At 62.1% G+C, this 24227-nt stretch carries 19 protein-coding genes; 4 read left to right on the forward strand and 15 right to left on the reverse strand.

Translation table 11 applies throughout. The features are described 5' to 3' along the window. Positions 1-409 precede the first annotated feature (409 nt). The 3 genes from SB659_RS09555 to SB659_RS09565 are packed head-to-tail and all read right to left on the reverse strand — an operon-like array spanning position 410 to position 7988. The gene (locus SB659_RS09555; protein ID WP_284977279.1) at positions 410-4105 is read right to left on the reverse strand and encodes a 1,4-alpha-glucan branching enzyme; all 3696 of its coding nucleotides are present in this window, start codon (positions 4103-4105) and stop codon (positions 410-412) included. A gap of 1 nt (position 4106) precedes the next feature. After that, a complete protein-coding gene (treS, locus tag SB659_RS09560) occupies positions 4107-5903 on the reverse strand; it encodes a maltose alpha-D-glucosyltransferase (protein WP_284977278.1) in 1797 nt (598 codons plus the stop codon). Then, positions 5904-7988, reverse strand: a complete 2085-nt coding sequence (locus tag SB659_RS09565) for an alpha-1,4-glucan--maltose-1-phosphate maltosyltransferase (protein WP_410550240.1) — start codon at positions 7986-7988, stop codon at positions 5904-5906. It abuts the gene before it with no gap. Positions 7989-8123: 135 nt separating this feature from the next. On the opposite strand from SB659_RS09565, the gene glgP reads away from it, so the two are divergent. Beyond that, the gene (gene glgP / locus SB659_RS09570; RefSeq protein ID WP_410550241.1) at positions 8124-10748 is read left to right on the forward strand and encodes an alpha-glucan family phosphorylase; all 2625 of its coding nucleotides are present in this window, start codon (positions 8124-8126) and stop codon (positions 10746-10748) included. 22 nt (positions 10749-10770) lie between these two features. On the opposite strand, the gene SB659_RS09575 is transcribed toward glgP, so the two are convergent. From SB659_RS09575 to glgX, 3 genes are read right to left on the reverse strand one after another with little or no spacing between them, the layout of a single operon-like run. Continuing rightward, positions 10771-11130 (reverse strand): barstar family protein, encoded by a 360-nt coding sequence (locus SB659_RS09575; RefSeq protein WP_284979052.1) that lies wholly within the window; start codon positions 11128-11130, stop codon positions 10771-10773. A 6-nt stretch (positions 11131-11136) separates the two neighbouring features. Then, complete coding sequence (locus SB659_RS09580) at positions 11137-11601, reverse strand: ribonuclease domain-containing protein (RefSeq protein ID WP_284977274.1); 465 nt, start codon at positions 11599-11601, stop codon at positions 11137-11139. A gap of 44 nt (positions 11602-11645) precedes the next feature. Beyond that, complete coding sequence (gene glgX, locus SB659_RS09585) at positions 11646-13760, reverse strand: glycogen debranching protein GlgX (protein WP_410550242.1); 2115 nt, start codon at positions 13758-13760, stop codon at positions 11646-11648. Between the two features lie 120 nt (positions 13761-13880). On the opposite strand from glgX, the gene SB659_RS09590 reads away from it, so the two are divergent. Further along, on the forward strand, positions 13881-14690 hold the full coding sequence (locus SB659_RS09590) for a carbon-nitrogen hydrolase family protein (protein WP_284977272.1): 810 nt from the start codon (positions 13881-13883) through the stop codon (positions 14688-14690). Positions 14691-14747: 57 nt separating this feature from the next. On the opposite strand, the gene rlmB is transcribed toward SB659_RS09590, so the two are convergent. From rlmB to SB659_RS09620, 6 genes are all read right to left on the reverse strand, one after another. Beyond that, positions 14748-15734, reverse strand: a complete 987-nt coding sequence (rlmB, locus tag SB659_RS09595) for a 23S rRNA (guanosine(2251)-2'-O)-methyltransferase RlmB (protein WP_410550243.1) — start codon at positions 15732-15734, stop codon at positions 14748-14750. Between the two features lie 81 nt (positions 15735-15815). After that, entirely contained in the window at positions 15816-17276 is a 1461-nt protein-coding gene (cysS, locus tag SB659_RS09600; protein ID WP_410550244.1) for a cysteine--tRNA ligase, read from the reverse strand. A gap of 35 nt (positions 17277-17311) precedes the next feature. Then, a complete protein-coding gene (locus tag SB659_RS09605; RefSeq protein WP_410550245.1) occupies positions 17312-17668 on the reverse strand; it encodes a hypothetical protein in 357 nt (118 codons plus the stop codon). After that, on the reverse strand, positions 17661-18215 hold the full coding sequence (ispF, locus tag SB659_RS09610; protein WP_284977268.1) for a 2-C-methyl-D-erythritol 2,4-cyclodiphosphate synthase: 555 nt from the start codon (positions 18213-18215) through the stop codon (positions 17661-17663). The genes SB659_RS09605 and ispF overlap by 8 nt, the downstream gene beginning before the upstream one ends. After that, the gene (gene ispD, locus SB659_RS09615) at positions 18215-18997 is read right to left on the reverse strand and encodes a 2-C-methyl-D-erythritol 4-phosphate cytidylyltransferase (RefSeq protein ID WP_284979057.1); all 783 of its coding nucleotides are present in this window, start codon (positions 18995-18997) and stop codon (positions 18215-18217) included. Before ispD ends, ispF begins: the two co-directional genes overlap by 1 nt. Positions 18998-19062: 65 nt before the next feature. After that, complete coding sequence (locus SB659_RS09620; RefSeq protein ID WP_011690592.1) at positions 19063-19545, reverse strand: CarD family transcriptional regulator; 483 nt, start codon at positions 19543-19545, stop codon at positions 19063-19065. 316 nt (positions 19546-19861) lie between these two features. On the opposite strand from SB659_RS09620, the gene SB659_RS09625 reads away from it, so the two are divergent. Continuing rightward, a complete protein-coding gene (locus SB659_RS09625) occupies positions 19862-20446 on the forward strand; it encodes a hypothetical protein (protein WP_410550386.1) in 585 nt (194 codons plus the stop codon). Between the two features lie 116 nt (positions 20447-20562). Here SB659_RS09625 and SB659_RS09630 read toward each other — a convergent pair whose 3' ends face one another. Both SB659_RS09630 and SB659_RS09635 read right to left on the reverse strand, forming a co-directional pair. After that, the gene (locus tag SB659_RS09630; RefSeq protein WP_284977266.1) at positions 20563-21243 is read right to left on the reverse strand and encodes a response regulator transcription factor; all 681 of its coding nucleotides are present in this window, start codon (positions 21241-21243) and stop codon (positions 20563-20565) included. Beyond that, positions 21240-22511, reverse strand: coding sequence for a sensor histidine kinase (locus SB659_RS09635; protein WP_284977280.1), 1272 nt, complete (start codon positions 22509-22511; stop codon positions 21240-21242). The genes SB659_RS09630 and SB659_RS09635 overlap by 4 nt, the downstream gene beginning before the upstream one ends. A gap of 197 nt (positions 22512-22708) precedes the next feature. On the opposite strand from SB659_RS09635, the gene phoU reads away from it, so the two are divergent. Next, positions 22709-23362, forward strand: coding sequence for a phosphate signaling complex protein PhoU (phoU, locus tag SB659_RS09640; RefSeq protein WP_284977265.1), 654 nt, complete (start codon positions 22709-22711; stop codon positions 23360-23362). Positions 23363-23466: 104 nt separating this feature from the next. Here the strand turns inward: phoU and SB659_RS09645 are convergent, their stop codons facing one another. Further along, positions 23467-24213, reverse strand: coding sequence for a phosphoglyceromutase (locus SB659_RS09645; RefSeq protein WP_284979059.1), 747 nt, complete (start codon positions 24211-24213; stop codon positions 23467-23469). Between the last annotated feature and the right edge of the window lie 14 nt (positions 24214-24227).

Below are 24227 nucleotides of genomic sequence, written 5' to 3' on the forward strand. Positions count from 1 at the left end.
AACAATCGGCATCAACAAACTTGGCACACTATTGAGTTCTCAAACAACAGACACTAACCGGCACCACCCACACCCCACAGGGTCCAGGATCGCTCCGGAGCAACTTTTCAAACTTACCGGCTGGATTCCTTCGAGTCAAATCGGCACGCATGACGTAGATTTCCTTGCGGTTTCTTGTCAGCTTGCGATCTCAGCTCGTGGAGCAGCGCGGGTACTAACTATACCTCCAGTCCGGCGAGATGGCAAAGAGCCCCAGCAAGGCACCTTCCTGCCGGATCCGAAACCGCGGAATTGGCCCGGAAACAAAGGGAAGGAGGGCCCGGAGCACGCAGTTCCAGGCCCTCCCGATCTTGGCTATCTACTCAGACACCGAACCAAGTCAGTCACTGAACCTAGTCAGTCACTGAACCTAGTCACTCACCGAATCCAGTGAGCTACGGACCTCGTCCGCCACGGTGAACCAGGAAGCGCCGAGGGGCGGCAGCGTTACGGTCAACGCAGCCGGCTGGCCGTCCGTTCCGGGCGCCGTGGCTTTGAGGGCACCTGCGTTGAGAACGCCCGAGCCGCCATACGTTTCGGAGTCCGTGTTCAGGACCTCGGTCCACTCTCCCGCGGACGGAACGCCCAGGATGTAATCCTTGTGCGGGCCTCCGGAGAAGTTCACGGCGCAAACGAGGGGTTTGCCGTCGTTGCCCCAACGGATGAACGTCAGGACGTTGTGATCGGCGTCCCCACCATTGATCCACTGGAATCCGCCCGCCTCGTTGTCCCGTTCGTAGAGCGCCGGCGTCGATGCGTAGAGCTCGTTGAGATCCTTCACGAGAAGCTGGATGCCACGGTGGGAGGGGATATCGGCCAGGAACCAGTCGAGTCCGTATTGCTCGGACCACTCGGCCTCCTGCCCGAACTCCGTACCCATGAAGATCAGTTGCTTGCCCGGGTGTGCCCACTGGTAAGCGAAGAATGAGCGGAGATTCGCCAACTGTTGCCAACGGTCGCCGGGCATCTTCCGGAGCAAGGATCCTTTGCCGTGGACAACCTCATCGTGGCTGATGGGCAGCAGGAAATTCTCGGTAAAGGCATAGACCAAGGAGAAGGTAATGGTGCCGTGGTGCCATTTGCGGTTGATGGGGTCCTCGGAGATATATTTCAGCGAGTCATGCATCCAGCCCATGTTCCATTTGAGACCGAATCCCAGTCCGCCGTGGTTGGTGGGCGCCGTGACACCCGGGAAAGCCGTCGACTCCTCGGCGATGATGATGGCCCCTGGGTGGGACTTGTAGACCGTCGCGTTGACTTCCTGCATGAAGGAAATCGCCTCGAGGTTTTCGCGGCCACCAAACTTGTTGGGCCGCCATTGGCCTTCTTCGCGGGAGTAGTCCAGGTAGATCATGGAAGCCACCGCGTCCACGCGGAGGCCATCGATGTGGAATTCCTCCAACCAGTACAAGGCGTTGGCCACCAGGAAGTTCCGGACTTCGCTGCGGCCGAAGTCGAAGATCAGAGTGCCCCAGTCCGGGTGTTCACCCAAAGCCGGGTCCGAGTGCTCATACAACGGCTGCCCGTCGAACTTTGCCAAGGCCCAGGAGTCCTTGGGGAAGTGGGCGGGAACCCAGTCCAAGAGGACGCCGATGCCTGCTTGGTGGAGGGAATCGACCAAGAACCGGAACTCGTCCGGGTGGCCGAAGCGCGACGTCGGTGCAAAGTAGGAGGTCACTTGGTATCCCCATGAACCACCGAAGGGGTGCTCGGCAACCGGCATGAATTCCACGTGGGTAAAGCCGAGCCACTTCACATACTCAACGAGCTCCTTGGCCAACTCTTTGTAGCCAAGGCCCAGGCGCCACGACCCCAAGTGCACCTCGTAGACGCTCATCGGTGAATTGTGCGGGTCCCGTGCCGCGCGTGCGGTCATCCACGCGTCGTCTTTGAACCGGTAGCTGGGATCAACCACGCGGGATGCGGTCAGCGGCGGGACCTCGGTACCGAAAGCCAAAGGATCGGCTTTCTCCAACCACTCGCCGCCTTTGGTGAGGATCTCGTATTTGTAGCACGCCCCTGCTACAACGCCTGGAATGAAGAGCTCCCAGACTCCCGAAGAGCCCAGTGAGCGCATACCGTGCGAGCGGCCGTCCCAGCCGTTGAAGTCGCCTTTGACACGCACCGCTTGGGCATTCGGCGCCCACACGGCGAACGAAACACCGTCCACATCGCTGAGCGCGGAGCGATAGTGCTGGACGTGGGCGCCCAAGACATCCCACAAACGCTCATGACGGCCTTCACCGATGAGGTGCAGGTCCACCTCGCCGACGGTGGGCAGGTAGTGGTACGGGTCATCGATGGTGACGGGTTCGGCGTCGTACACCACTTCCAAACGGTAGTCCGGTGCGTGGCCGTGCTGGACCGGTTCCAGGACGGCAACCCAGACGCCGTGTGACTCGTGGGTCATCTCGGTGCGCCCTGCCTCCGTCACCACCGTCACGGATTTGGCGAGGTGCTTGACGGTGCGGATGGTCACGTGTCCGTGGTCATCAAGGTGGGCGCCGAGTACCGAATGCGGTGCGTGGTAGGCGCCGGCAGCCACGCGTTCCAAGGTCTCGGAGTCCACGTGCAGGGGAACTCGGGGCCGATCGGTGCGTGCAGAGCCAGTCATGTAGTTACCTTCCGCTGTAGCTGCCGCGTGCTTTCCACGGCTTGTTGTGTCCAGGATTCGTTGTGCTGCCTTGACCGGAATGGACAACCAGTCCGGCCGGTTTCGCAGTTCATAAACCACCTCGTACAGTGCCTTGTCCAGCCACAATGCCACAAAGAGCGGCGAGCGGCGGTCTATGGTTCCCGGATTGACCTCGCTATACCCCTCGAGGAACGCCGTGGCACAATCGTCCACCCAGGTGTCCGGCACATGGGCTTCGGCGTTTTCGCGCATGGCGGCACCGGCAGCGTAGTCAAACGACCTCAGCATGCCCGTAACGTCGCGCAACGGCAGATCTGGGGTATTGCGTTCGTTGATCGTGCGCAGTGGCTCGCCCTCGAAGTCGAGAATGGCCCATCGGCCGGCTCGCCCGTCACGGCTTGGCACCCTCAGAATCTGGCCCAGGTGCAGGTCCCCATGGACGCGCTGCAACTGCCCCACGTCCTGGGGGTTCAGGGCCGCCAGCAGGTGGTCAAGTTCGGCGCCATAAGGCCCGACGGCGGACGCTGCCTCGCCCCACGACTGCCGCATGCGACGATCCACCGTGGCAATGATCTCATCACCCTGGAGCTGGCCATCGGTGGTGCCGAAAGTTTCAGCGAGCCGGGCGTGGACCGTGGCGGTCGCTGCGCCGAGGCCGTGGGCCTCCTCGGTGAAGTCCTGACCGGCGGCGGCGGCCTCAACGGCCAACCGCCAAGCGTCCTGCCCGCCCGCGAGGAACTCATGGGCCACCGTCAGCTCGCCTGTCGCCGCTGCAGAAGCGTTCGACGCCGGGTCCGCCCAGGAGCCGGTAATCCAACCAAGCGTCGCAGGGACTTCACGGGTGCTGGCCGCGGTCAGGGCCGCGCCCAGTTCCACTTCGGGGTTCTTGCCTGCCGCCACCACCCGGAAGATCTTCACGATAGCTGCCGAATCGCCGTCGTTCACTATCACGGAGGTGTTGGACTGCTCACCGGAGATAACCCGGATGGAGGTGGGCTTGGCCGGAAGGGCCACACTGCCGCGGGTGACATGTCCGCGGGCAAGTCCATCCGGCAACGATGCTTCGCTGCGCATGAGCTCCAACCAGGCAGCCACGAAATCGGGATCGTAGACGGCGTCGTAAACCGCTCGGATGCCATGGTCAGGGTGCGTGTACTCCCCCAGCAGGGCGGCGGAAGCCTCAGCGGACTCGTGGCTCCGGTAGCTCAGCGGGACCTGCACCACGTCAGTCCGCTGTACGGCGTCGGCCGTTCGGTAGGTCACCGCCAGCAGGACCACCTCCAGGCCGGTACCGCCGCGCGCAACGGGAAGGCTGAAGCCGCCAACACGCTCCAGCGCAAAGTCGCCGCTTTTGACCGGGAACCAGCGTTTTCCTGGAAGCCAGTTCCTGAGAAGTCCTTCAATGGAGGGGTTCAAGTTTTCCTTGCTCATCTCATCCTTTGGACGTCACCACTGGGATCGCCTGCGTAAAAGGCGACGCGGGATTGGAAAAAGCCGAGCGAAGCCGCAGCCAGTAAAAGTTGTGGCTGCCCAGCATGACGGTCAACTGACCGTTGTCTCCGACAGCCGGGAACGGCTGGCCGCCGAAAATATCTCGCAGGCCACGGCCCGCAAACTCGGGGAGGTCCAAGGTTGCCGCCACAGGGTGTTGAGAAAGGTTGAAAACGCACAGGATGGTTTCTGCGTCCTCTCCTTCCACGTTTCCCGGCGCGAGCTCCCGAACGTAAGCCAACACGACCTCGTGGTCCGCCTCGATATGGCGGAAACCGCCCAATCCGAACACTGGATGGTTCTTCCGGACGCTCAATATTTGGCGCGTCCAGCGCAGTAACGAACCCGAGTGTGCCGATTCTGCTTCCACATTGGCCATGCCGTAGTTATAGACCAGGGACTGGATAACGGGCAGATACAACTTTCCCGGATCTGCGGCCGAGAACCCTGCGTTGCGGTCCGGTGTCCACTGCATCGGGGTACGCACCGCGTCGCGATCATCCAGCCAGATATTGTCGCCCATCCCGATCTCGTCTCCGTAATACAGGAACGGGCTGCCGGGAAGGGACAGCAGCAAAGCGTTGATCAGTTCGATTTCGGACCGTGAATTGTCCAGCAAAGGCGCCAACCGGCGTCGAATTCCGATGTTGGCCCGCATCCGCGGATCCGGTGCGTACCAGCCCAGCATGGCCGCCCGGTCGTCCGCCGAGACCATCTCCAGGGTGAGTTCGTCGTGGTTCCTCAGGAAGGTACCCCACTGGGCTCCCTTGGGTATGGGCGGGGTATCACGCAGCGTTTCGATGATAGGAGCGGCTTTTTGGTCCCGCAGGGCATAATAAAGCCGCGGCATGATCGGAAAATGGAATGCCATATGGCACTCGGGAGCTTCCTCCGTGCCGAAATACTCCACAACCTCGTGCGGCGGCTGGTTCGCTTCGGCGATGATCACCCTGCCCGGATAGTTCTCGTCGACCATCCGGCGAAGGTCCTGGAGGAACTTATGCGTGGCCGGCAGGTTCTCGCAGTTGGTGCCCTCTTCCTCGAAGAGGTAGGGAATGGCGTCGGCGCGGAAGCCGTCGATTCCCTGGTCCAGCCAGAACCGGACGACGTCGTATAACGCCTCGATCACCTTGGGGTTCTCGAAGTTCAGGTCTGGTTGGTGGCTGAAGAAGCGGTGCCAGAAGAACTGCCTGCGGATGGGATCGAAGGTCCAGTTGGACTCCTCGGTGTCCACGAAGATGATGCGGGCATCCTGGTACTTCTCGTCCGTATCGCTCCACACATAGAAGTCGCCATACGGACCGGTGGGGTCCTTACGCGACTCCTGAAACCACGGGTGCTGGTCTGAGGTGTGGTTCAACGGAAGGTCGATGATGACCCGGACTCCCCTGGCATGTGCCTCGGCCACCAGCCGTTTGAAATCGCTGATGGTGCCGAATTCATCCAACACGGACGTGTAGTCCGCGATGTCGTAGCCACCATCGCGCAACGGGGAATGGAAAAACGGCGGCAACCAAAGGCAATCCACACCCAGCCATTGGAGATAGTCCAGTTTGGCGATCAGGCCGTGGAAATCGCCGGATCCGTCCCCGTTCGCATCCGCAAAAGCCCGGACCAGCACCTCATAGAAGACTGCCTTGCGGTACCAATGCGGATCATGCTGGAGACCTGGCGCGTTCAGCTCGAACGTGTTCTTCGGGGTGAAGTACTGGGTGGGGTTCTGCGGAGAAAAACTCACTTAGGGCCGCCTCCGGATGCTCAGGACGTGTGCCGGTTCAACGTGGGCGTCCAGCCGCACGTAGTTGTGCTCGCCCCACTCCCAGCTTTGGCCGGTGATCAGGTCATCCACCCGGAAGCGTCCATCCTCGGTAAGGTCCGAAGGATCCAACTGCAGGGCTGCCAAGTCCAAGGAGACGGTGCTCTCCCGGGTGTTGTGGGGATCCACGTTGACCACAATGATCAAGGTGTCCTTGGTGCCGTCAGGAAGGGTTTTGTGTTTGGAGTAGACAATCGTGGAATCGTCCGTGCTGTGATGCAGCGTGAGGTTCTGCAGGTCACCCAACGCCACGTGATCCTTGCGGATGGTGTTGAGACGGGTGATGTATGGGGCCATGGTCCGGCCGGACTCTGCGGCACCGTCCCAATCCCTGGCCTTGTACTCGTACTTTTCGTTGTCTATGTACTCTTCGGCGCCTGGGCGGGCCACATGTTCATAGAGTTCGTAGCCGGCGTAAACGCCCCACAAAGGGCTGGCAGTGGCCGCGAGGACAGCACGGATCTTGAACGCCGCCGGGCCCCCGTACTGCAGGTACTCGGTGAGGATGTCCGGTGTGTTCACGAAGAAGTTAGGCCGGAAGTACGCCGGGCTGACGTGGCTGATCTCGTGGAAGTACTCTTCCAGCTCCGTCTTGGTGTTGCGCCACGTGAAGTATGAATAGGACTGCTGGAAACCGGCGCGGCCCAGCGCATGCATCATGGGCGGACGGGTGAAGGCCTCTGCCAGGAAGACGACCTCCGGGTTTTTCTTGTTGATCTTTCCGATCAACCATTCCCAGAACCAAACGGGCTTGGTGTGCGGGTTGTCCACGCGGAAAATCTTCACTCCGTGGCTGATCCACAACTGCACGATCCGCAGGATTTCCTTGGAAAGGCCCGCAGGGTCGTTGTCGAAGTTCAAGGGGAAGATGTCCTGGTACTTCTTTGGCGGGTTCTCCGCGTAGGCGATGGAACCGTCAACACGTGTGGTGAACCATTCGGGATTACTCGTGACCCAGGGGTGGTCGGGAGCAGCCTGCAGTGCAAGGTCCAAAGCCACCTCCAGCCCAAGTTCCCCGGCGCGTGCCACGAAGGCATCAAAATCCGCGAACGTACCCAGGTCCGGATGGATGGCGTCATGGCCACCGTCCTTAGAGCCGATGGCCCACGGCGATCCCGGATCCTGCGGTCCGGGGGTCAGCGTGTTGTTGCGACCCTTCCGGTGCTGGAAACCGATGGGGTGGATGGGTGGCAGGTAGATGACGTCGAAGCCCATGTCCGCGACGGCGTCGAGCCTCTTCGCAGCGGTGCGGAAGTTTCCGGAGGTCCATTCGCCCGTGGCGTGGTCCAGGACGGCACCTTCGGAACGGGGGAAGAACTCATACCAAGAGCCACGGCCGGCGAGGTCACGCTCCACCTGCAGGGGGAACCGCTCTGAGGTCGTCACGAGTTCACGGATCGGAACGCGCTCGACGGCGGCAAGCACCTCTGCGCTGAACCCTGCCCCGAGGCGCTCCTCGGCAGATTTCGTTGCGTCCGCGAGCGCGACTGAGGCCGCCCGCAAGGTGCGCTTCTCTGCGCCGGTGCGTCCGGCGTCGTCGGCTGCCGCTCCAAGGAGCGCCGCGCCCTCGGCGAGCATCAGCTCGACGTCGATGCCGGCGCCCACTTTGACTTCGGCGTTGTGGTGCCACGTGCCGTAACGGTCATGCCAAGCTTCGATAACGAACGACCACGCGCCGGTGCCGCTGGGGGTGATGAGGCCTTCCCAGCGGTCCAGGCCCCGCCACTGCTCGCCTTGGGCGGGCGTGAGGCGGACGCGTTGGCGTTCCCGGCCCCTGGTGTCGAGCAGCACGGCAGTGACACCGAGCTGGTCGTGGCCTTCCCTGAAGACCGTGGCGCCGACGGCGAGGTCCTCTCCAGGCAGGGCCTTCGCCGGGAAACGGCCACCGTCCACCACCGGCTGAACGGCCGTGATGGGGAACCGACCGAAGCGAAGTCCGTCGGTTATGTCCGTTTTCGTCTTGGATTTCAGAGCGGGTGTGGTTCGCACGGTATTCGTCACAAGCACGACGTTAGCGACAATCCCACAAGAATGCTAAGTACACGACCTATCTTTCGCGCATGTCCGCATTGAGGATGACTTTTACCTAAAAGAAACCCAAAGCAGTACCGGCTGGCAGGTCCGTCGGTTAGTGTGGCGCTCGTGAAGGCTATTCGAAGGTTTACAGTCCGTACCGTCCTCCCCGAGCCCATCCGGCCGTTGGCGCGTTTGGCGACCAATTTGCGCTGGTCCTGGCACCGGCCCACCCGGGAACTTTTTGCGGGCTTGGACCCCGCACTCTGGGAGGCATCGCAGCACGATCCCATCGCCCTTTTGGGTTCCATCAGCCGCGAACGCCTTCAGGAGCTCGCCAACAACGGTGAACTGGTGAACCGGGTGCAAGAAGCGGCGGCAGACCTGGACCGTTACCTCAGTGAACCGCGCTGGTACCAAAGCCTGGGCGACGACGCGCCCGCGTGCATCGCCTACTTCTCGCCCGAGTTTGGCATTACGGAAGTCTTGCCGCAGTATTCGGGTGGCCTCGGAATCCTGGCCGGTGACCACCTCAAAGCCGCATCGGATCTGGGCGTGCCGCTGATCGGCGTCGGGCTCTTGTACCAGGCAGGCTACTTCAAGCAATCCTTATCACGTGACGCCTGGCAGCAGGAAACCTATCCTGTGCTCGATCCCGACGGCCTGCCCCTGACGTTGCTTCGGCACCCGGGCAAGGACGGGGTCCCCGGCAAGCCGGTGCATATCTCCTTGCCGCTTCCCAACGGACGCGAGCTGCACGCGCATGTGTGGCGTGCCGACGTCGGCCGCGTTCCACTGCTGCTGCTGGACTCCAACGTTCCATCCAATGACGAAGCCGCACGCGGCATCACTGACCGCCTGTATGGCGGAGGAGGCGACCACCGCCTGCAACAGGAACTTCTGCTCGGCATGGGCGGCGTCAAGGCCCTGCGCGTCTACCAGGAGCTCACCGGCAACCCCGCCCCGGAGGTATTCCACACCAATGAGGGCCACGCCGGTTTCCTGGGGATTGAGCGGATCCAGGAAGCCATGTCCGATCCCAACAACGCTTTGACGTGGGAAGAGGCCCTGGCAGCGGGACGGGCGTCCACGGTTTTCACCACCCACACCCCGGTCCCGGCCGGCATCGACCGGTTCGAGACCGTCCAGATACGGCACTTCTTCGAAGCGGGGCTCGCCCCGGCCGTGCCCACGGACAAGATCTTGGAACTCGGCAGCGAGAACTACGACGGCGGTAACCCGTCAGTCTTCAACATGGCTGTCATGGGCTTGCGCCTTGCCCAGCGGGCCAACGGCGTGGCCAAGTTGCACGGCGTCGTGTCGCGGGAGATGTTCTCCGGCCTGTGGCCAGGATTCGACCACTCCGAAATCCCGATTACCTCCGTTACCAATGGCGTTCACGCACCCACGTGGGTGGACCCATTGGTTGCCTCCCTGGCCCGCCACCACTTCGGCGCTGAAGCCGAGGCGCAGGGCCGGTGGGACCTCGCCTACGATGTCAGCGACGAGGACGTGTGGGCGCTTCGCCGCAAGCTGCGCGCCCAGCTAGTTGAGGACGTTCGACGTCGACTCCGGGCCTCGTGGAAGAAGCGCGGCGCAGCCGATGCCGAACTTGGCTGGACTGACTCCGTGTTGGATCCCGATGTTTTGACGATTGGCTTCGCCCGGCGTGTGCCAACCTACAAACGCCTCACGCTCATGCTGCGGAACCCTGCCCGCCTCAAGGCACTCTTGCTGGACCCCCAACGCCCCATCCAGTTGGTCATCGCGGGCAAGTCGCACCCCGCCGATGACGCCGGCAAAAAGATGATCCAGGACTTGGTCCGCTTCACGGACGACCCCGAAGTCAGGCACCGCATCGTGTTCCTCCCGAACTACGACATCGCCATGGCACGGACGTTGTTCCCCGGTTGCGATGTGTGGCTCAACAACCCGCTCCGCCCCTTGGAAGCCTGCGGCACCTCCGGAATGAAGGCCGCGATCAACGGCTCGCTCAACCTTTCGGTCTTGGACGGCTGGTGGGACGAGATGTACGACGGCGAAAACGGCTGGGCGATTCCGACGGCGAACAACGGCGCTTCTTCGGACGAGCGCGATGACATCGAAGCTGCCGCGCTCTACGAATTGCTGGAGAACCAGGTAGCTCCGCGCTTCTACGGCACCACCGTTGCGCAGGGAGCCGGGGCCGCAGGGCCGTCCGAGTACAGCCAGGAAACGGTGCCAACCCATTGGGTGGCCATGATCAAGCACACGCTGGCCAATCTGGGCCCGGCTGTCTCGGCCGAACGCATGCTCCACGATTACGTGAACAACCTGTACTGCCCTGCAGCGTTGTCCGGACGGCGTGCCACGGCGGAATCGTTCAAGGAGGCCAAGGAGCTCGCGGCCTGGACCTCCAAGGTCCGCAGCGCTTGGCCCGAGGTTGTGGTGGAGCATGTGGACTCGGTGGGAGTGTCCGAGGAGCCCCAAGTGGGTGACGCCCTCCAGGTGAACGCCTACGTGGCCCTGGACAACTTGACCCCTGACGATGTGTGCGTCGAAGTGGCGTTCGGTCGCGCCGAGGAATCGGACGAACTCGACGATGTCCTGCTCGCCGAACTGGATTCCCAAGAGGACCTCGGGGGCGGACGCTACCTCTTCAGTGGCTCCTTGGTCATCAACCGCTCAGGTTCCTTTGGTTACACCGTGCGCGTGTTCCCGAAGCACTCCTCGCTGGCTTCCAAGGCTGAGCTGGGGTTGATCGCGAACGCCTAGCCAGGCTCCCCCGCTGGGCGGCTTAGTTCTGGAAGACTGCGATCACTGCGAGGTCCCGGCCGGCGTAACGCTCCGCGTCTTGCAGGATCTCGCAGACGACGCCGAAGGAACGGTCCGTGCGGTAGGCGGCAGGCACCTGCCAGAGCATGGTGACCGGGCCGTCGTCGTCCTCTGAGAGGGCATCCGCGAAGTCATGCAGGGAGTCGTTGAGGGCATCGAGGTTCACGCCGTAGTATTCGGGGAAATCAAGGACTTGCCCGAAAACCTCAAGGACTCCCTGTTTGGTGGCCGCAGGTGGCACGAGGACGGTCCTGCGGCCCGCGTCCGCGACCTGTTCCTGCAGTTCCTCAAGGGTCCAGGTGTCTGCCGAATAAATCTTCATGGGCTCCTACTTGTCTTCGACAATGAACTTGAACGATTGATAATGGTCTGCCGTGTAGTACTTGGCTGAGTCCTTGCCCGCAATGATCCTGCGCGCGCCCCGGTCGGTCTCTCCCGGCGTGACTACCGTGTACTCCGCGTAGAATCCGCTGGGTTTCTTGGGCAGCACACCCTCGAAGTTGCCGAAATTAATCCCATCCCGGCTATACGGGAAAGGCCCTCCCTTGACGATCAGCGCCAACGTCTGACGGGCTTCCTTGGGCAATTGTGACGCGTTGATCGTCGGCAGGCTGGACGGGTTGGCAACGGAAGCTACCGCAACCGATGCTCCGGCCGGTGCTGGAGCCGGAGCAGTGGCGGGCGTGCTGGTAGGCGCCTTCAGCGAACCGCCGCCCACCATGGCGACCACCAGCACGACGACGGCGATCACCAGACCCGCGAAGGCCACCCATTTGCTGCGGCTGCGGTTCATTCGGGGGACTCCCTCTTTGCTTTGGTACCTGAGTGGGCTGGAGGCTATGTGCGGTAGATATTGATCGTGTTGGCTTGCAGGATATCCCGCTCCCCCGACGCCACCAGCGCACCCTTTCGGCGATCATGAAGCACCGACGTCGTAAAACGGAGTTCGAACATCCGCCTGCCCACCCCGGACTCGCTGAGGATTTCGGGCAGCACCATCTTGACGTCCTGGTTGCTGCCGTTCACCACCACCAGGCCGCGGATCTCACTGTCCTCGTGACCCATCAGCAACTGGACAGAACGCACACTTGGGTCGTCCCACCGTGCGGGCGTCATCGGCTTACCTTTGTCGTCAAACCACTGAAGGCTCGAATCGTTCGCGGCCGCCGGGAAGCTCTCGGGCTGGTGCCGCAGGAACCACCTGCGGAGCCGGATCAATTCGCGGGTGGTCCTGAACATGGCGTTGGCTTCCTGGGTTCGACTCCAGTCCAGCCATGATGTGGGATTGTCCTGGCAGTAGGCATTGTTGTTGCCGTGCTGCGTCCGGCCGATTTCATCGCCGGACGTGATCATTGGGACGCCGAAGGAAAGCAGCAACGTAGCCATCAAGTTGCGGATTGACAGGGCGCGGGCGGCCACGATGGCCTCGTTCTCGCTCCTGCCTTCAAAGCCGTGGTTATAGCTGCGGTTGTCGCCATGGCCATCACGGTTCTGCTCGCCGTTGGCTTCATTGTGCTTACGGTCGTAGCTCACCAGGTCCTTGAGCGTGAAACCGTCGTGGGCTGTGATGAAGTTGAGCGAGGCCAGGCGCGTGCGGCCAGACGGGGCGAAGAGATTAGCTGAGCCGGCCATGAGTTCAGCCAACGAAGCTACCGACCCACCTTGACCGCCCGCTTCCATGGCCGCGCGATCAGAGAGCCAAAAGCGCCGGACGCCGTCGCGGAAATGGTCATTCCAATCCGACCAGCCCTGCGGAAAACGGCCCGTCTGCCACCCGCCGTAACCAACGTCCCACGGCTCCGAGATCAACTTGACCTCGGACAGCACCGGGTCCTCGGCGATGGCTTGGAGGAAGGGATGGTTGGGATCGAACTGGTTCCCGGCGTCCCGGCAGAGCGTCACGGCGAGATCGAAACGGAAACCATCCACGTGGTAGTCATTGACCCAGTGCCGCAACGAATCCAAGGCCAAGTCCACCACCACCGGATCGCTGAAGTCCAAGGTGTTGCCACAGCCGGTCGTATCCAAGTAACGGCCGTGGGCGTCATGGCGGTAGTAGCGCTTCTCCGCCAAGCCCCGGAAGCTGATGGGTGGCCCGTCCGGCCCTGCCTCGGCAGTGTGGTTGTAGACGACGTCGAGAATCACCTCAATGCCGGCGGCATGCAACAGCTTGATCATGCCCTTGAGTTCGTCCTGCACGGCGTGGGGTCCGGCATTACGGGCAGCTTCCGTGGCGTACGCGGCGTGGGGAGCAAAAAACGCCGCAGTATTATAGCCCCAGTAGTTGGTCAGGCCGAGGTCCTGGAGGTGTGACTCATCCAGATGGAAATGGATCGGCAGGAGCTGGACCGCGGTGATACCCAACTCAGTAAGGTGCTCGATCATCACCGGGTGCGCCATTCCGGCATATGTTCCCCTAAGGTGCTCAGGGATGTCCGGGTGCAGCATTGTTTGACCCCGGACGTGGGCCTCGTAGATCACTGACGTCCGCAGGGGAATACGGGGGGCGGTATCGTCCCCCCAATCGAAATCGCCCGCCATGTGGACGCTTGTCAGGAGTTCGCCGCGCTGATCCACACCTCGTCCATAGGGGTCGAGCAGCAGCGGATGTCCGGCGTCGTCCTCAAATTCCTCAGACTGGACAGGCAACGGCAGGCGATCGTCCGCTGCCGCCGATCGGAACCCGTAGCGCGTTCCGGGAGGCATCCCCGTGACGAGGCCAAAATGCACGCCGTCCTCGAGATTCGGAAGGGTACATGTACGCCACACTTCCCCGGGAGCTTGGTACACGACTTCCACGCGCTCCAGGTCCGGGGCGAAGACGGCGACGTTCACTTGATGGTTCGCGGCACTCCCCGCATCAAAGAGGCCGGCCTGGGGCGTGCTGAGCCCGAGTGGCCGTGGCCGCGACGCATCGACGGCAGTTGCTGTGTCCAAAATAGGCATAACCATTACTCGCAAGTTTAGTTCCACGGCCAGTATGTGCCGCCTTACCCTCCTGTGTGACGCGTTTCGACGTCCTGAAACCTTATTGTTGCCATACTGGAAGGAGAACAACGGGAGGTTCGAATCGTGCGTGTGGCGCTCGCCCAAGTCATCAGCGGCCGGGATGTGGCCCAAAATCTGCAGCTGCTCGAGGAATATGCCCGGCGTGCCAAGGACGGCGGAGCCGAATTGGTGGTCTTCCCCGAGGCGATGATGCGTGCCTTCGGAAACTCCTTGCTGGACATTGCAGAACCCCTGGATGGTCCCTGGGCCAGCCGTGTGCGCTCGCTCGCCCGCGAGCTGCAGTTGGTGATTGTGGCAGGGATGTTCACCCCCGGCACGCCCGCGAAATCCGGCCATCCCCGGGTCCGCAACACGCTGCTTGCCACAGGCCCCGGGGTTGAAGCGGCGTACCACAAGGTGCACCTTTTTGATGCCTTCGGCTTTGCCGAATCGGACACCGTTGAAGCAGGCACCGATCCCGTAACGTTCGACGCCGGAGGCCTCACCTTCGGGTTGGCGACCTGTTACGACATACGTTTCCCGGCTTTGTTCACCGCTAACGCCCACCAAGGCGCAGTGGTGAACATCGTTTCCGCGTCCTGGGGATCCGGCCCCGGCAAGGCCGAGCAGTGGCAGCTTCTGGCGCGCGCCCGGGCCGTGGACACCACCACGTTTGTTCTCGCTTGCGGGCAAGGCGACCCCGCAACCCAGGGTGTCGAAGCGAGAGGCTCCGCACCTACGGGCGTTGGGTACTCCGCCGTCGTGTCCCCGTTTGGCCAGGTGCTCGAAGCCCTGGAAGCGGAGCCCGGCCTCATCTTCGCGGATCTCGATCCCGCCGAGGTGGAAGATGCCAGGAGGAAACTCCCGGTCCTGGCCAACCGCCGCGAGTTCTAACTCCCCAGCGAAAGCGCTCCCGCCCGTCGGGAGCGCCCACGCCGTCTCGCTTAGGGACTACTTTGCGGAGCGCTGCCTTGAGACCTCGTACAGCGAGATCCCGACTGCCATGGACGCATTGAGCGATTCCATGGCGGAGTCGATGGGGATCGAGACAATTTGATCGCAATTCTCGCGGACAAGCCGGCTGAGGCCCTTGCCCTCGGAGCCCACCACGATGCATACCGGTTCGGTCGCTACGGTGAGGTCAGGCAGCGATACGTCGCCGTCGCCGTCCAGTCCCAGCACGTAGATGCCCATGTTCTTGAACTGCTTGAGCGCGTTGTTGAGGTTCGACGCGCGGGCCACCGGTACGCGGACAGCGGCACCAGCGCTGGTCTTCCATGCAGACGCCGTGACGCCCACGGAGCGACGCTCGGGGACGATAACGCCGTGACCGCTGAAGGCTGAGACGGAGCGGATGATCGCGCCAAGGTTGCGGGGGTCGGTGATGCCGTCCAGCGCAACGAAGATGGGGGCGTTGGAGATGTGCCCCTTCTTCCACTTGGCGAGGGTTTCCTCGGCGAGGTCGTACGCGTCCTGGTATTCATACGGAGGGATCTGCAGGACCAGGCCTTGGTGGACGGCTTCCTCGGTCATACGGTCCAGCTCTGGCTTGCCGGTTTCAAGGAGCGGGATTCCGCGTTCGGCCGCAAGCTTGAGGGACTCCTTGACGCGATCATCCATTTCGATCCGGATGGCTACGTGCAGGGCCTTGGCAGGGATGCCTGCGCGCAAGGCTTCAACCACGGAGTTGCGGCCGGTGACCAGTTCTTCAGTAGCACGACCCTTGGGGCCGGAGCGCGCACCGGTGCCGGGACGTGCGGCGCCGCGCTTGGCAGCCGAGCGCTCCGCGAGCTGTTTGCTCTTGTACGCCTTGTGGTAGGTGCGGTCCTCCGCTTTGGGCGTGGGACCCTTGCCTTCCAGGGCCTTGCGGCCGTGGCCACCGGTTCCGGTGGAGGGGCCCTTCTTCTGCTTGACCGACCGGCGACCGTTATTGGCCATGAGTTTTCCATCCTTGATTTCGTGAGTAAGTCTGGAATCAAGTCTACTGACCCAATGCAATTCGGCGGTCGGGCCCGTTTTTCAGCCGCGCTTGAGGCTCCAGGTGACGCCGTCCGCACCATCTTCGACTACCACCCCGGCTGCTGCGAGGGTGTCACGAATCGCATCGGACGCCGCCCAGTCCTTGGCGGCGCGCGCTGCTGCACGGGCCTGGAGTTGTGCTTCCACGAGAATCTTGAGGGCATTGTGTTCGCGGCCCTGGACAGCTTCGGGTTGTTTCACGGCGTCGAGCCCGAGCACTTCGGTCATGGAAAGCACGCTGTACAGGGCCGCTTTGGCTGCTTCCCCGTCGCCGGCGGCCAATGCGGTGTTGCCCGCACGCACTGTTTCGTGGAGGACTCCGAGCGCTTGGGGCACGTTCAGGTCATCGTCCATGGCGGCACTGAACGCCGGCGGTATGTTCGCTTGCGGAGCAACATCCAGGCTTGTCTGGAGCATGGCCGTTGCCTTGCTGATGAAACCGTCGATACGCTCGACGGCGGCCGCAGCCTCCTGGAGGGATGTGGGTCTGTAATCCAGAACGGACCGGTAGTGCGCCTGGCCGAGGTAGTACCTGACAACGCGGGGTGAGGCGAGCTCAAGCATTTCGGCCGGGCTCACTGTGTTGCCAATCGACTTGGACATTTTTTCGCCCTCGTAGGTGACCATGCCGTTGTGCATCCAGAAGTTGGCGAAGTCATCTCCGGCGGCCTGCGATTGTGCCATTTCGTTCTCGTGGTGCGGGAAGCGAAGGTCCAGTCCCCCACCGTGGATATCGAAGCGCTGGCCCAGATATTTGGTCACCATCGCCGAGCACTCGAGGTGCCATCCCGGACGGCCGGCGCCCCATGGTGAATCCCAGCTCGCCGAGCGCGGCTCCCCCTCTTTGTAGCCCTTCCACAAAGCGAAGTCACGGGGATCGCGTTTCCTGCTGATGAATTGAGCCTCGACGTCGGGCGCTCCCTGCATGTCGTCGATATTCTGCCGTGTCAGTGACCCGTACTTGCTCCAGGAGCGGACATCGAAATAGACATCACCGGAACCATCGGATGCCGGGTAGGCGTGGCCTCGGTCAATAAGGCGCTGGATGAGGGCATGCATTTCCGGGATGTGGCCCGTGGCGCGGGGCTCGTACGTGGGGCGCTGCACGCCCAGGGAATCGTAGGCGTTCTCGAATTCCTGCTCGTAGCGGTAGGCCAGGGCCCACCACTCCTCCGCCTGGCGCGCCGTTGGTTCCATTTCCCAGTCGGGTCCGAACGACTGCGCTGACTTGGCCAGGATCTTGTCATCAATGTCGGTGACATTGCGCACAACGGTGACCCGGAGGCCACGGAACTCAAGCCAACGGGTCAGCTGGTCGAACGCGATCGCGGACCGGACGTGGCCCACGTGTGGCATCCCCTGGACGGTGGCCCCGCAGTAATACACGCTCGCTTTGCCGTCTTCGAGGGGAACGAAGTCCCGGACTTCGGCGGAGGCAGTGTCATAAAAGCGCAAGGTCACCGCTCCAGATTAGCCGATGACGAGGCCCGCTCCGCCTACTTGCAGTATTGGCCTATCTTGTCGAATTGCACCTTCAGCTGTTGTTGCTGCTGTTGGGTGGTCGCTCCCAGCGAGGACGCCGCTGCCTGGTCCATGATCCCGGCCATAACCTTGATGGGCTCGCCTATTTCCGGCGCCAGTTTGCCTGCAATGTCATGGTAGTGGGCTGCGATCTGCGTGGACTGGTGCTGCTGGTTACCGTCCGGCTTGAAAGTGTCGTTATTCAGGAACTCGCAACTCGCTTTGACGTCCATGGTGGATGCTCCCGCGCAGCCACCGAGGAGGAGCGCCACAGCAGCTCCTGCTGACAGAATCGAAGTAAAGCACACGACGCCGGTACGCGACTCAGGCATGCGGGTCACCTTCCGTTAAGGTCTGGTTGGTAGCGACGGTAACGGGATTCACAGGGTAAACGAGGGCCGTGGCCATGGCAGAAATCCCTTCGCCGCGTCCCGTAAATCCTAAACCGTCGCTGGTGGTTGCCGTGACGCTGACGGGCGCGTTCGCAGCTTCCGTCAGGACGCGCTGCGACTCTTCGCGGCGGGGCCCGAACTTCGGCCGATTGGCAACGAACTGCACTGCGACGTTCCCGATCTCGAAGCCTGCGGCGCGGACGATCCGTGCGGCTTCCCCAAGAAGGCTCACTCCGGAAGCGCCGGCAAACTCAGGGCGGTCGGTGCCAAAGTGGGTGCCAAGATCGCCTATTCCCGCCGCGGAAAAGAGTGCGTCGGCTGCCGCATGGGCTACGCAATCGCCGTCGGAATGGCCGGAAAGGCCTTGCTCGCCCTCCCAAAAGAGTCCGCCCAACCACAGCGGCTGCGGGTCTTCCGCGGGCGCAAACGCATGGACATCGATGCCAATGCCCGTGCGGGGCAGCGGCAGGTTCGCTGGGGAGTTCATCAGCCCTCAACCCAACGGATGCCGAGCGGTCCTTCAAGGAGGCCCTCGGCGATGATGAGGTCCAATGGCGTTGTGATCTTCAGCGACTGGCTGGCACCCTGTACCGCGTGCACCGGGACGCCAAGGAGTTCCACGAGCATGGCGTCGTCGGTGACCACTGCGGTTTGCGCCTCGCTAAAAGTCCGGGCGGCCTCGTGTGCACGGCGAAGTGTTCCCAACTCGAACCCTTGCGGCGTCTGCACTGCGCGAAGCTCCTCCCGCGGAGCTGTGCCGGTGACCACCTCGGGGGCTATGGAGGCATCCGGACCGCTGGTTCCCGTCACCGTCTTGATGGTGTCGACCACCGGAATGACAGGGATGACAGACAACGCGCCGGAGGCCAAGGCATCGGCTACCCGCTGGAAAACCCGCTCGGGAGCCAGCGCGCGTGCAGCGTCGTGAACCAGGACCAGTTCAGTTCCGTCCTCCAGGGCCGCCATGGCAGCGCGGACGGAGTCCGCCCGGGAGGCTCCGCCGTCGACCACCGTTATTTCGGGGCCACCATCCACAAGGTCGATGGTGAATTCGGCAATCAACTCGCGCAAGGCTGTGTCGCCTTGGGGCACTGCGACGCATACCTGCCGCGCGACGTCGGCAGCTACCACCCCCCGCAGTGCGTGCATCAGAATGGCCTCACCACCCAAAGGAACTTGTGCTTTGGGTATGCCGTAACCGAGGCGCTCGCCAGAACCGGCGGCAACAACGATCACGGCCGAGACGGCGCGCTTGGAAGGAATGCTCATGGCCACAAGCCTACTTGTGGCAAAAAGAAACCCGGCGGCGCTTCCGCACCACCGGGACTCAATTCTTAGGAAGCCAAGACCTCGTCAAGAACGCTTGCAGCCTTCTCTTCGTCCGTCTTTTCAGCCAAGGCAAGCTCAGAAATCAGAATTTGCCGAGCCTTGGCCAGCATCCGCTTCTCGCCTGCGGAAAGGCCGCGATCGTGATCACGACGCCAAAGATCGCGAACGACCTCCGCCACCTTGATGACATCGCCCGAAGCGAGCTTCTCCAGATTTGCCTTGTAACGACGTGACCAGTTGGTGGGCTCTTCGGTGAACTCGGCACGGAGAACGTCAAAAACGTGCTCCAAGCCTTCTTTGCCCACTACGTCCCGAACCCCAACCAGGTCAACGTTCTCTGCTGGAACTTCAATGGTCAGATCACCCTGAGCCACCTTGAGCTTGAGATACATCTTCTCTTCGCCCTTGATGGTGCGCATCTTGATTTCCTCAATTTTTGCTGCACCGTGGTGAGGGTAAACTACTGTTTCGCCGACCTCAAAAACCATGTGGACTTTCCCCTTTCCCGCAGATTAGTCTATCACGTTTAAGGCATACGACTGGCACCCGGAACAGCGCTTCGCCCGCGCCATTACTGGGAAGCAGGCCCACAAAGGGTTCCTCCAAGGTCTTGACGTAGCGGAAGAAAGATGCATCAAGTCGGATACGCTCCCGACCGATTCATTCCCGCTATCGACCGTTTCTGGCCGGACGAGCGCGCCATAAAGGCCGCCCGAATCCTTCTTTTGAGGCGTTTGCCGATAGGCTATGGCTGAAAAGTGTTCCAATGACTCTTGAGGAGTAGGTGTCGTGCGCAATACTGCGATGAACCCTGTCCAGCGCGGCAAGCTGGCAATTGCGGCGGCTGCAATCGGCGTCGGTCTTCTGTCCGTTACCGGCTGTGGATTTACCAACGCCCAGCAGACTTCCCACCAGTACTCACCATCTGACGGGCTCAGGGCTGATCTCGGCCAGTTGCAACTGCGCAACATGTTGATTGTTGCCGCAGGCGAGCACCAGCCGGGCCGTGTGATCGGCGCCGTCTTCAACCAGTCCACCTCCGATGCCACCCTGACCATCAGCGGTGCCGACGGCGGCCAAGCTGAAATCCCGGTCAAAGCCAAGTCCGAGACCTACCTGAACGAAGACTCGACCGCCGTCATCTTGAGCAACGCAGGCTCAGCTCCCGGCGGCCTGGCCCAAGTGACGATCCGCAGCGGGTCGGACACGGCCAAGATGAACATCCCCGTGGTCAATGGCACGCTTCCTGAGTACAAGCAGTACTTGCCCACGAGTTCTGCCAGCCCCAGCAGCACCTCGTCTTCTTCAAGCGCGTCCTCTTCAAGCACGTCCCCCTCGAGCACGTCCCCCTCGGCAGGCACGACGCCTTCCGCAACCGCCAAGCCGTAGCTCTCGGGTCCTCGCCTGAGAGGACCTCGTCTAAGAGGGAAGTAAGGGATACAGCGCACAAAAGGGTCCCGCCGTTGTGAAGTTCACATCGGCGGGACCCTTTTTGCTGTCTATGGTTAGGGCTCGAACTTGTAGCCCAAGCCCCGCACCGTCACCAAGTACCGGGGAACGGAGGGGTCCGGCTCAATTTTGCTACGAAGCCTCTTCACGTGGACGTCCAGGGTCTTGGTGTCGCCAACATAGTCCGAACCCCATACCCGATCGATCAACTGACCACGGGTCAGCACGCGTCCGGAGTTGCGGAGAAGCATTTCGAGCAGTTCGAACTCCTTCAACGGCAAGGAAACCTGCTCGCCATTGACGCTGACCACGTGGCGTTCGATGTCCATCCGAACAGGACCCGCCTGGACCGTGGCGGTGATCAGTTCTTCCGGCTCGCCTTGGCGGCGGAGGACCGCACGGACGCGGGCCACCAGTTCCCGGGAGGAATAGGGCTTGGTGACGTAATCATCGGCGCCGAGCTCCAGCCCCACGACCTTGTCGATCTCCGAATCCTTTGCCGTGAGCATGATGACGGGAACACTGGATCGCTGGCGTAACTGGCGGCAAACTTCAGTTCCAGGGGTTCCGGGCAGCTGCAGGTCAAGCAGGACAAGATCTGCACCGTTGCGGTCAAACTCGACGATGGCATCGGTGCCGTTGTCCACCACTTCGACGTCGAACCCTTCTTTGCCCAAAAGGTAGGACAGGGGGTCGCTGAAGGACTCTTCGTCCTCCACAATCAAAATCCGGCTCAAGCGCTGGCTCCTTGCTCTTGGGCGCTACTGGCGCCCCCTTGTTGGCTTTGCTGCAGGTTTTGCTCCACCGGGCGGGTGGACCGACCCGGCTCCTGGGTGCGCGGACCGCCGTCGTGCTCCCTGTCCTGTGCCTCTGCACCGTCAGGCTCTTGGCCTTCCATCTCCGGGAGGCGAATAGTGAAAGTGGAGCCTTGGCCCGGCTGGGACCAGACGGTCACCTCGCCGCCATGGTTGGATACGACGTGTTTGACGATGCTCAGCCCCAGGCCCGTGCCGCCTGTATGCCTGGAGCGTGCCGAATCCACGCGGTAGAAACGTTCGAACACACGTTCTTGGTCCTCGGGCGTCAGGCCCTCGCCTTGGTCCGTGACCGAGATGGCGACGACGCCCTCCCGGGTCCTGACCCCCACACCGACACGCGTGTTCTCGGGAGAGTATCGGATGGCGTTGTCGATCAAGTTGCGGAGGGCAGTAACCAGGAGGTCGCGGTCCCCGAAGACCAAGGAGTCCACGCGACCGCCCACCACGATCTGTATGTCTTTGCTTTCGGCCGGCAGTTGGGACCTGTCGACAGCCTCGTTGATCACCATGTTGATATCAACGGCATTTCCCTGCTGCGCAACGTTGGTTCCCTGCAGGCGGGAGAGCTCGATGATGTCCTGGACCAACGCTGCCAGGCGTCCGGATTCCTTGTGCATGCGTTTGGCAAAACGCCTCACGGCTTCCTCGTCATCCGGAGACGCTTCAAGGGCCTCGGCAAGGAGGGAGATGGCGCCGACGGGGGTTTTGAGCTCGTGGGACACGTTGGCAACGAAGTCGTTACGGATCTCCTCGGTGCGGGTGATCTCGGTGCGGTCGTCCGCCAGTAAAACGATGTACTCCCAGCCGAGCATGGCCGCCCGGACCTGGACCACGATGGTCCCCTTGCCGAGCGGACCGCGCGGGAGCTCGTACTGTTCCTCCAGGATCACGCCATCGCGGCGGACCTTCGCTGTCATGTCCAAGAGTTGCTTGTGGACCACGGTATGCCCGCGAACCAAACCGTAGGCGTAGGCCGCGGGACTGGCCCGGACGACGCCGTCGACCGCATCCACCACCACAAAAGCGCGCCCGACGACGGCGAGCACTTCCGCTGCACCTTCAGGCAGCAGTGGCTCGGTCACGTCAAGGTCCACGATGCTGCGCTGGCGTTCACTGATCCTGAAAGCGAGCACGCCAAAGACGCCCAAAGACAAGCCCACCAGGCCTGCGACGACACCTATAAGCAACGGATCCACGTGTCCAGCTTATGCTGTGTACAGAGGCCGAAGTCATTGATCCGAGCCAAAAACGGTGGGTTCAGCTAACGTTCACCTAAAGGTGTCGAACAGTTCACTGGGCCCTGACACAGTTACTCGTTGGACTACCCATGGTTTTTGAAATGCGGCCCGGGACGGGACCGGATTTCCAAGGAAAGGACGCCTTAGTGCGCAAGGTTTTTCAGGAGGAGCTCACCCAGGTAGGTGACGACCTCATCGAGATCTCCAAGTTGGTTCATGAAGCCATCACGAAAGCCACGACGTCCTTCGAAGGCGCCGATGTGGACTTGGCCCAAGATGTCATCGCCGCAGACGCGCGTATCGACTTCCTCCAGAACAGCCTGGATGAGCGGGCAATCGACATCCTGGCCCTGCAGGGCCCGGTGGCAAGCGACCTCCGCATGATCGTTGGTTCGTTGCGTATGAGCGCATCACTTGAGCGCATGGGTGACCTGGCACGCCACGTGGCCCAGCTGGCCCGCCTCCGTTATCCGGCAACCGTTATCCCCGCCTCGCTGACCCAGACTTTCAAGGCGATGGCGCAGCACGACATCGACATCACGGCCAAGGTCACTGAGCTTCTGGAAACGCGTGACCTTGAAGTTGCCCGTGACGTCCTGAAGATCAACATCGCCGTGGATGACCTCCACCTCAGCGTCTTCAAGGCCATCGCCTCCCCGGACTGGAGCGAATCCCCTTCCACCACGGTGGATGTGGCCCTGGCCAGCCGCTACTTCGAGCGCTTCGCAGACCACGGCGTTTCCGTTGCCCGCAAGGTCACGTACCTGGTCACCGGAGAATGGCAGCCTGAGGGCTTCTAGCCTTCCGTATTACAGGCTTATGCAGCCTTATACGGGCTTAACGACGACGACGGCGGCCGGTCACCTTGGTGACCGGCCGCCGTCGTCTGGCTTACTTTTTGCCCTTATTTTTTGCCTTGGTTGGCCACGGCGAGGATGGCCTGCTCTGCTGCTTCGGGGTCCAAGTAGGTTCCACCCGGGTTGACCGGCTTGAAGTCCTCATCCAGTTCGTACACTAGCGGGATGCCCGTGGGAATGTTCAGGGAGGCAATCGCTTCGTCGCTGATCCCGTCCAGGTGCTTTACCAGCGCGCGCAACGAGTTGCCGTGGGCAGTGACCAGGACGGTCTTGCCGGCCTTGAGATCTTCCTTGATGTCCGATTCCCAGTACGGGAGCAACCGGACCAGGACGTCCTTAAGGCACTCGGTGCGTGGCAAGGCGTCGCCGAGGTCTGCGTAGCGGGGGTCATGTGCCTGGGAGAACTCGCTGTCATCAGACAGGGGCGGCGGCGGGGTGTCGTAGCTGCGGCGCCATTCCATGAACTGCTCTTCACCGAACTCGGCGAGGGTCTGGGCCTTGTCCTTGCCCTGCAAGGCGCCGTAGTGGCGCTCGTTAAGGCGCCAATCCCGCTTGACCGGGATCCAGCCGCGGTTGGCCTTATCAAGTGCCATGTTGGCGGTGTTGATGGCACGCTTCAGGAGCGAAGTGTAGAGGACGTCCGGGAGGATGTTGTTCTCAACCAGGAGCTCTCCCCCGCGCACTGCTTCTTCGCGGCCTTGGTCATTCAGGTCAACGTCCACCCAACCGGTGAACAGGTTCTTGGCGTTCCAGTCGCTGTGGCCGTGGCGCAGCAGAATCAGCTTGTAAGTCATGCTTTTCATCCTAT

This window comes from Arthrobacter sp. SIMBA_036, from assembly GCF_046535135.1.
Lineage (GTDB): Bacteria > Actinomycetota > Actinomycetes > Actinomycetales > Micrococcaceae > Arthrobacter.